At 43.5% G+C, this 9,140-nt stretch carries 4 protein-coding genes; 3 read left to right on the plus strand and 1 reads right to left on the minus strand.

What is annotated here, in order from left to right; all coding sequences use genetic code 11:
- Positions 1-24: 24 nt before the first annotated feature.
- Positions 25-180: a hypothetical protein gene (locus QUA62_RS25750; protein WP_333407591.1), complete on the plus strand. Its 156-nt coding sequence runs from the start codon at positions 25-27 to the stop codon at positions 178-180.
- Between the two features lie 272 nt (positions 181-452).
- Here QUA62_RS25750 and QUA62_RS25755 read toward each other — a convergent pair whose 3' ends face one another.
- Positions 453-5,966, minus strand: a complete 5,514-nt coding sequence (locus QUA62_RS25755) for an AAA family ATPase (protein WP_333407592.1) — start codon at positions 5,964-5,966, stop codon at positions 453-455.
- Between the two features lie 915 nt (positions 5,967-6,881).
- Here QUA62_RS25755 and bchB point away from each other — a divergent pair.
- A complete protein-coding gene (bchB, locus tag QUA62_RS25760; protein WP_190659189.1) occupies positions 6,882-8,408 on the plus strand; it encodes a ferredoxin:protochlorophyllide reductase (ATP-dependent) subunit B in 1,527 nt (508 codons plus the stop codon).
- Positions 8,409-8,499: 91 nt separating this feature from the next.
- Positions 8,500-9,069, plus strand: a complete 570-nt coding sequence (locus QUA62_RS25765) for a hypothetical protein (RefSeq protein WP_333407593.1) — start codon at positions 8,500-8,502, stop codon at positions 9,067-9,069.
- Positions 9,070-9,140 lie beyond the last annotated feature (71 nt).

The raw sequence follows: 9,140 nt of genomic DNA on the forward strand, positions 1-9,140 counted from the left end.
ATCGGAAATTACTTTTATTTTAGTATGATCTACTATCTACAGTTCGATCGTGAAGCTACACACAATATTTACTTTTTCAATGAAAAATCTGACACTTTTTATGCTTTATCGGAGCATTGCCACCTCGTCGCGATCGACAGTCCTCATGGCGACTGCAAAAGGGCGATCGCCCTTTTATGAAAACCCGATCGCTCGACTGTGCTACAGAGTTTGCGCCTAGTTAAAATTGCGAAGTCAAAGTTTAGTAAACTGAGATGTTACACCATTCTCAATAAGGTTTTTATGGACAGGTTCGGGGGCGCACCCCACAAGAAATTCATTTTTTGTGGAACAGGCCGGAAAGCCTGTTCATGAAAAGGGTGAAAGATATCAGGTATACGCCATGCGTGGCCGGATTGTTAAGGGTTGCTAAGGGGAATTGATTTGGGGATGTTGGTTGATGGTGATGTCGGTTACAAAACTTGCCTGGGGGCGATCGGAATTTCAATAATAAACTCGCTCCCCTCTCCTGGTGCAGAAACGCAAGTCAATTTTCCGCCGTGAGAACTGACAACAATCGAGTGAGAAATAGACAATCCCAAGCCCGTTCCCGAACCCACGGGCTTAGTTGTAAAAAATGGATCGAATATCTTGTGCAGCACCTCAGTGCTCATCCCCGGCCCGCTGTCGGCAATTCTAATTATGGCAGAATTCCTGTCAGTCACCTCTGTAGAAATTGTAATCGTAGGCTGTTGATGAGAGTTTTCCGGGTCATCTCTTGCGACGAGGAGAGCATCGATCGCATTTGTCAAAATATTCATAAATACCTGATTCAACTGAGACGCATAACAAGTAATTAGTGGTAGCGTGCTGTAATTTTTAATCACCTCAATTCCCAAACGCCCGCCCTCTTTTCTCAGGCGCGGTTGCAGCAACATCACCGTACTGTCGATGCCTTGATGGATATCTACCGACTTCATTTGCGCTTCGTCGAGGCGCGAGAAATTCCGCAAGCTTAGCACAATATCCCGGATTCTTTCCGCTCCTACTTTCATGGAATCCAGCAGCTTTTGCAAATCCTCGCTCAAAAATTCCAGCTCAATTGTTTCTATTTCTTCTAGAATTTCATCAGCAGGTTCTGGATAGTGCTGCTGGTAAAGCTCAATCAATTTTAGCAAGTCTTTAACGTATTCGCTAGCCGGATTAAGGTTGCCGTAGATGAAACTTACAGGATTATTAATTTCGTGAGCTACACCAGCGACCATTTGTCCCAAACTAGACATTTTTTCCGTTTGGATTAATTGAGCTTGAGTTAATTTAAGTTCGCGCAAAGTTTGTTCTAAACGCTCGTTTTTTTCATTTAACTCCTGCGTCCGTTCTTGCACTTTCTGTTCCACAGAATTGTAAAGCAAAGCATTTTCTAAAGAAATAGCAACTTGGGAAGAAAGCAACCTTAAAACTTCCAATCTGTGGGGAGTAAATGCTCCGACAGTCAAATTGTTTTCTAAATAAAGAATGCCGATTAGTTTGCCTTGATTGATGATAGGAGTACACAAAATAGATTGCAGTTGGTGTTTAGCGATGTAAGGATCGGCTGTGAATAGTCCCTCAGCCGCCGCATTGCTCAACACCAAATCCGAGCGAGTTCTTTCCACATAATTAATCACCGTCACAGGTAAATCATGATAGTCTCCAACAGGCGTAAATTGCAGCACAGCTACATCTTCAGCAAATACTGACGCCTTAGCTGAAATCAACAGTTGACCATCTCTAACTAAAATCAGAAAACCTAATTGAGCACCTGCATTTTCTAAGGAGATTCTCATCAAAGAAGCCAGCAACTTATCGAGGACAATTTCGCTAGAAATCGCCAGAGATGCTTTCATTACCGTTGCCAAATCCAGCACTCTCGCATCGCTGCCAGTAGAAGTATGAATAGTTGTGGTAGTTTGATTGTTGTTAAAACTTCCGTTTAGGGGCGTCATTTCCCGCAACTGCGGATACTTCTGTTCTAAATCTTCTACTTTGCGAACTGCACCCCAGCGCAAGTAGCACGAGTGAGCTTCGCGCAAGTGAATTTTGGCATATTGATACTTGCCTTTACTCAACCAAAACTTAGCTGCTAGTTCATTAGCTAGCGCTTCATTTTGGACAAACTCATTGTCTTGGGCTAAATTTATAGAGAAATCGTACAATTCTACAGCTTCTGAATCTTTCTTGGAAATTCTGGCTATTTCTGCTTGTACTAAAAGATACTTGTGCAGAAAATTTTCGGCACAGTTATCTGCCCAAATTTTCATCTGTTTTTGGTTTTCCTCTAACTTTTCCAAGTATGCCTTTTGCTTGTCTTCTGAAACATTTGGGAAAACCGCCGCTAAAGTTAGAGAAAAGAAAAAATTCCACTCGGTAGCGGGTATCGCTCCGGTAATAAAAGATAGCTGTTTTTCTACTTCAAAAGCTAGTTGTAGCGCTTCGTTGAAGTTGCCGTACCAGTACATTACCTGGCATTTGCGAATCTGATAAAGGCAGAGCGAGTACAAATTTTGATGAGCTTGACAGTTATGTACGTATTCAGCTTCGCTGATATCTTCGCTTTCAAATACAAACTTTTCAGGAGTTAGTTTGCTCAAGTTACGCAGGATTAACTCTACCCCTAATAATATATCGGTTACGAGCTGATTTTTGGTTTTTTGGCTGAACTGCAAATATCTGCTCGTGTCGGCCAGAATTTGCGAGATTTCTTTACCTTGAAAAAATGAATTAGCTATGCGGTTGGACAGGATATAACCCGCATACTCTAAATCTCCAGATTCTAAAGCTGCTTGATATCCTTCATTGCTGATCGCGTGGGAATCTTTGATGTGATTGAACCAGTAATAAAAAATACTGACCAGGGATGAACAAGCTCTGCATTTCAAGCCGATATTGCCAGATTTTTCGCTGAGATTCAGCGAGAGCAAGCCGAATTGATACGCAGCTTTGTAATCTCCGGAAACTGCGTTTAAGAACATACCGTAGCCAGCATAGCAAAGAGAGGCTTCGGGTACTAAACCGTATTGTAGAGAAAGATTGACTCCTTTTAAAACGCTGACTTTCCACAAGTCGGGATTTTTGAGGTACGCGGATGTCAGCAAGTTTGTAATTAATTTGACTGCCACTTTTTTGTCGGGTACAGTCATTTCGGGGGCGTCAATTAGGGAAGCTATTTCTCTACCTGCTAAAATATTTGTTGCGGCTGCAAATTCTTCGGATATGACTTTTTGTAGCCCGTCTAGCGGCAAGTCAATGCCTAGCAAGTCCAAAGCTTGGATTCCGGCTTTAACGGCTTCTTCGTACTTCGCCCGCAGGGTGTACTGCACGATCAGCAGGTTGTAAATTTCTACCTTTTCTAAGGGCGATCGCGCTTTTTCCAACGTTATATTAATAAATTCTTCGGAGTTCTCAAAAAAACCGTTTAAATACTCAACATTTGCCCGCTCCATGTGCAAGGCAAAGGCTAAATCGTAGTGGGCATCCCAAATATCGGCGCTCAAACCGTCCATGCCTGCGGTCAAATACTGCAAGGCAGCAACATAAGCAGTGGCATCTTTGGCTCTGCGGGCGGCGTCTAAATTCAGCGTTGCCAGTTCAATTAATTCTCGATCGTCTTTAATTAGCGATCGAGCCACATTCAAGTGATCGACTAATTCAAAGATTCTGTCAGCGCGATATTCCGCCGGGGTGTTTTCTAGGATTTGCCTGCCTATTTTCAGATGAACGGCCTTTTTTTGCGAGTCGTCGATTAAAGCGTAAGCTGCTTGCTGTACCCGATCGTGCAAAAATTTATAATTCAGAATTAATAGCGGAAACAGGACGTAATCTAATGACTTGCTTTCCAATTCCGAAGTTGGCAGAATCAATCCCGACTTAATGGCGGGCAACAGGTGAGAAAAAGTTTCCGAGGCTTCTTTTTCATGAATTAAAGAAAGAGTATTCAAGTCAAATTCGTTACCCAAACAAGCCACTAAACGCAAAACTTGCTGCGTTGAAGTTGGCAGTTTTCTCAATTTTTGTACCATCAAATCTACTACATTGTCAGTGATAGCGCACTGTTCAATTTGAGTCATATCCCAATGCCAGCCGCCTTTACTACCCGACTGTGGCGGGTGAAAAACTAGCAGGTTTTCCTGATACAATGTTTGCAGGAATTGATTGACAAAAAAAGGATTTCCGTCGGTTTTGCTGATTACCAATTCAGCTAAAGGTTTGACAGATTCTCGATCGCTGTGCAAAGTCTCCGCAATCAAATGAGTTATGTTTTCCACCCCCAGCGGCGACAAAGCAATCTGATTAATGATAGCTTCCTGATTTCGCAGTGTCTCCACTGTCATCATTAAAGGATGAGTAGGACTAACTTCATTATCCCGATAAGCACCTATTAAAAACAGATATTGCGTAGCTTCATCTGTCATCATCAATTCGATCAGCTTGAGAGTAGCCGAATCAGCCCACTGCAAATCGTCGAGAAAAATGACCAGCGGATGTTCTGGCTGGCAAAATACGCGAATGAAATTTTGAAATACTAAATTAAAGCGGTTCAGAGATTCCGTCGGCCCCAATTCAGCTACAGGAGACTGAGCTCCGACAATTAGTTCAACTTCGGGAATGACATCAATAATAATTTGTCCGTTTTGACCGAAGGAACTGCGGAGTTTTTCGCGCCAAACTGCTAATTGAGCCTCACTTTCAGTTAACAGTTGCCGCACCAATTCCGAAAAAGCGCTGACAACGGCCGAATAAGGAATAGTCCGCTTATACTGGTCAAACTTTCCCCAAATAAAATATCCACGCCTGCGGGTAATAGGTTTGTCTAAAATCTTCACCATTGCAGATTTGCCAATGCCGGAATAACCGGCAATCAGCATCATCTCGCTGCGGGATTTATGCTGTCCTCTCGCCAGGACTGACAAGGGACTTTCTTTTTTCGATTTGCTCTCTTTTTTGATGACAGAAATTTGGGAATCTTCGGTGCGGTAGCCTCGATTATTTGTTGCTGCTACCCGTTCAAATGCCGCTAAAAGAGTTTCAACTTCTCGCTGTCTGCCGTAAAGTTTTTGAGGTATTTGAAATTTGTCGGAAATATCTTGGCGGCCGAGAGGAAACTCAGAAACAACCCCAGATGTTTGCCACTGAAACAGGCAGGATTCCAAATCTGCTTTTAGTCCCCAAGCACTTTGATAGCGCTCCTCAGGAGTTTTTGCTAACAATTTCATCACAATATCTGAAACAGTTTGAGGAATTTCTGGTGCAATTTCAGCGAGAGGTACTGGCTGTTTGGCAATGTGACAGTGAACTAACTCCATGGGATCTGTAGTGGAAAAAGGAAGTTGTCCTGCCAGGATTTCATAGAAGGTCACGCCGAGCGAATAAAAGTCTGTGCGGTAATCGACTACCCGGTTCATTCTACCGGTTTGTTCGGGCGACATATAGGCTAAAGTGCCTTCTAGAAAATTGGGATTTTTACTCGGAATATTTTCCAGGTTGGATGCAGTTGAAATGCTAAAGTCTATTAGTTTTACTTGTCCTGTAGCCGGATTAAAAACTATATTAGAAGGGTTTATATCTTTATGAATTACATTTTTTCCGTGAATTTCGCCCAAAGTTTCCGCAACTTTGATAGCCGTAGTCAGAAATCCTAAAATGGTAAATTTTTGGGAACCCATAAATATTTTTAAAGATTCCCCGCCAAAATCTTCTAAGATCATTGCCAGACTATTTCTAACCTGTTGCAACTTATACACTTTCACAACTCCGTCCAACTGGCTTAAGTTGGCAGTGATCTCATATTCGCGCTTGTATCTATTGAGTTCTTCAGGAGTCGGATAGTCTTCTTTGATAAGTTTGATAATAACAGGTTGGTTGTTCTGCTCGTTGTGGCCGCGGTAAACCAGGGAAGTGCTGCTTTCATAAATGAGAGCGAGAACTGCAACGCCGGGAATTGCCATCATAGTTGGGTTCTCTCAAATTAGGTGTGCTTGGTCAATGTTACAGGACTGACGCGCGGCGGGCTAGAAACCCGGTTCCTTCGTTGCTAGTCGTTGACAAACCCAAGATTTTTTCGTATAAATCGGGTTTCTTTTCGTAAATCCTATGTTATTCTTCATTATCGCTCAAGAGCTATCTTTTGGGATGTGTGGGAACGCAGGCCTTGACAGCAAAGAGCTACTGCTGACAAAAGCACGCTGGGGCTTTCGTCACCTCAGCAGTTAGGTTAACAAGAGCGCAAATACAGGAGTTGTGCAAGGATTTACTCTAATACTCGATCGCCACGCTGACAACTAAATCATCTCAGCTTCCAAACAATTGCTTGATTTTAACCCCTCGTCATCACATCTGGTGAAAATACGCAAGTGCTGAAAGATTTATTTTTTCGGTGACAAGGGGCGAATTGTGGGTGCTAAAAAAACCGGGCGGTGCAAGTCTTAACTGCAATTCGCGGTCGAGGCGCTGAGGGAAGTAAGTGTTGCTTCGGGAGCGGCAATTTCCTTTAATTATATCTATTTTGGCTCATCGATTAACAGTTCTAACTGACCGTTAAAGCAAAGTAAATTTAACAAAAAATGCAGGATTATTGCACCTTGTCTGGTGCGCGGCAGCGAACCCTACATTAATCAAATTTGCCTAACTTTTAAGAAAATTTGAGGAAAGATTAAGAATTATTGCCATAAAACCCGGGTAAAGTTGTTTGAATTGCGAGTCAAATGCCAAGCAGAGAAAGCGTTTGAGCATTTCCCAAATGTGTAAATCCTCAGAAAGTTACTATTTCTAAAGGATTCATCCGGTGAGAAAATCAGAAACCACCTTAAAATTTAGCAGTAATCGCCCGATCGGGCAATTCTCAACCAGCACCAGGAAAAATACCTATGAAATTGGCTTATTGGATGTACGCAGGCCCAGCCCACATCGGCACTTTGCGCGTGGCCACTTCCTTCAAAAACGTCCATGCGATCATGCACGCACCGATTGGAGACGACTATTTTAACGTCATGCGTTCCATGCTGGAGAGGGAACGGGATTTCACCCCGGTAACTACCAGCGTCGTTGACAGACACGTACTGGCGCGGGGTTCGCAGGAACGGGTGGTGGACAACATCACCCGCAAAGACAGAGAAGAACACCCAGATTTAATCGTGCTCACCCCGACTTGCACCTCCAGCATTCTGCAAGAAGACTTGGAAAACTTCGTGGAGCGAGCTCAATTAGATGCTAAAGGAGATGTATTGCTGGCGGATGTGAACCATTACCGCGTCAACGAACTGCAAGCAGCCGATCGCACTTTGGATCAAATCGTCCAATTTTACATAAACAAAGCCCGCAAAAAAGGCGATTTAGTAGAAGCCAAAAGCGAAAAACCATCTGTCAACATTATCGGTATGTCTACCCTGGGTTTCCACAACCAGCACGACTGCACCGAGTTGAAGCGTTTGATGGCAGATTTGGGCATTGAAGTCAACGAAGTTATTCCCGAAGGTGCTTCGGTTCACAACTTAAAAAGACTGCCCCGCGCTTGGTTTAACTTGGTTCCTTATCGGGAATTGGGGATGATGGCCGGGGAGTATTTGCAAAAAGAATTCGGTACGCCGATGGTGGATATTACGCCGATGGGCGTGGTGGAAACTGCGCGCTGTATCCGCAAGATTCAGCAAGTTTTAAACGCTCAAGGTGCGGATGTTGATTACGAAAATTTTATTGACCAACAAACTCGATTTGTGTCGCAGGCTGCTTGGTTTTCGCGCTCGATCGACTGCCAAAACTTAACGGGCAAAAAAGCCGTCGTATTTGGCGATAATACGCACGCTGCGGCGATGACGAAGATTTTGGCTCGCGAAATGGGAATCCACGTTGTGTGGGCTGGAACCTACTGCAAACACGACGCTGACTGGTTCCGGGAACAGGTTAGCGAGTATTGTGATGAAGTGCTGGTGACGGACGATCACGGGGCGATCGGGGATGCGATCGCCAAAGCCGAACCTTCGGCAATTTTCGGCACGCAAATGGAACGCCACGTAGGTAAGCGGTTGGATATTCCCTGCGGCGTAATTGCTGCACCGATTCACGTCCAAAATTTCCCGATCGGCTACAAGCCATTTTTGGGTTATGAAGGTACGAATCAGTGCGTAGATTTGGTCTACAATTCCTTTACTTTGGGCATGGAAGACCACTTGCTGGAAATCTTCGGCGGCCACGATACCAAGGAAGTGATTACCAAGGGTATTTCGGCTGATTCTGACATGGGTTGGACGAAGGATGGACAGGCTGAGCTGAACAAAATCCCTGGTTTTGTGCGGGGTAAGGTGAAGCGGAATACTGAGAAGTTTGCGCGCGATCGTGGGATTGATAAGATTACCGTTGAGGTTCTTTACGCAGCGAAGGAATCTGTCGGCGCGTAGTTAGTTGGGTAAGGGCATCTCTTGTGGATGCCCTTGCTTATCAGCTTATCAAACAAATAGATTAATTTACGATAAAGTTGACTTAGGAAAAATGCCAGATATTACTCAAGACGATGGCTGGAAGGAAGTAGGGGCGATGGCTGGCCCTAATGAATCTTGGTTAACTGATCTAGCTAAGTGTTCAGAAATAAAAGGGAGACTTTCCATATTCAATCCACAGCATAATGAAGAGCCACAGCATATTGATAATGTGATGAAAGCTCTATCAATAGGATTTCACCTGACCCAAGCTGCTGTTGAATGGGATAATCCTGTGGCAGGTAATACTCTAGCAAAGTCTTCTACCGCTCAGGCAAGAGGCATTCAGTGGCAACTGGTGATGGCCTACGGTGGATTTGAAAGTGTTACAAAGACATTAATGGATCTGAAAGGAGAAAAGAATTCAGGTCTTACTCTAGCTCACGTTCAAATTTTTACATCTAAATGCAATCTCCCTGATTATATTCCCTTAAAAGCACCTGATACCACCAGTAAAAATCTTGAGAAATGGCTTACAAAATCACCTACTGGAACAGGTAAGGAACTTCTAAATTTTATTGGTCTTAAAAATGGCGATCGAAATAAAATTAAAGACTGGCTTGTTAATAGCAATGAGATATAGCAATCCTATATGAATTGTGAAAAGGCATCAAATCTTTTCAAGTTAGGAAAATTGAAAAGATTATATTTAGC

This window comes from Microcoleus sp. MON1_C1, assembly GCF_036701945.1.
Taxonomy (GTDB): domain Bacteria; phylum Cyanobacteriota; class Cyanobacteriia; order Cyanobacteriales; family Microcoleaceae; genus Microcoleus.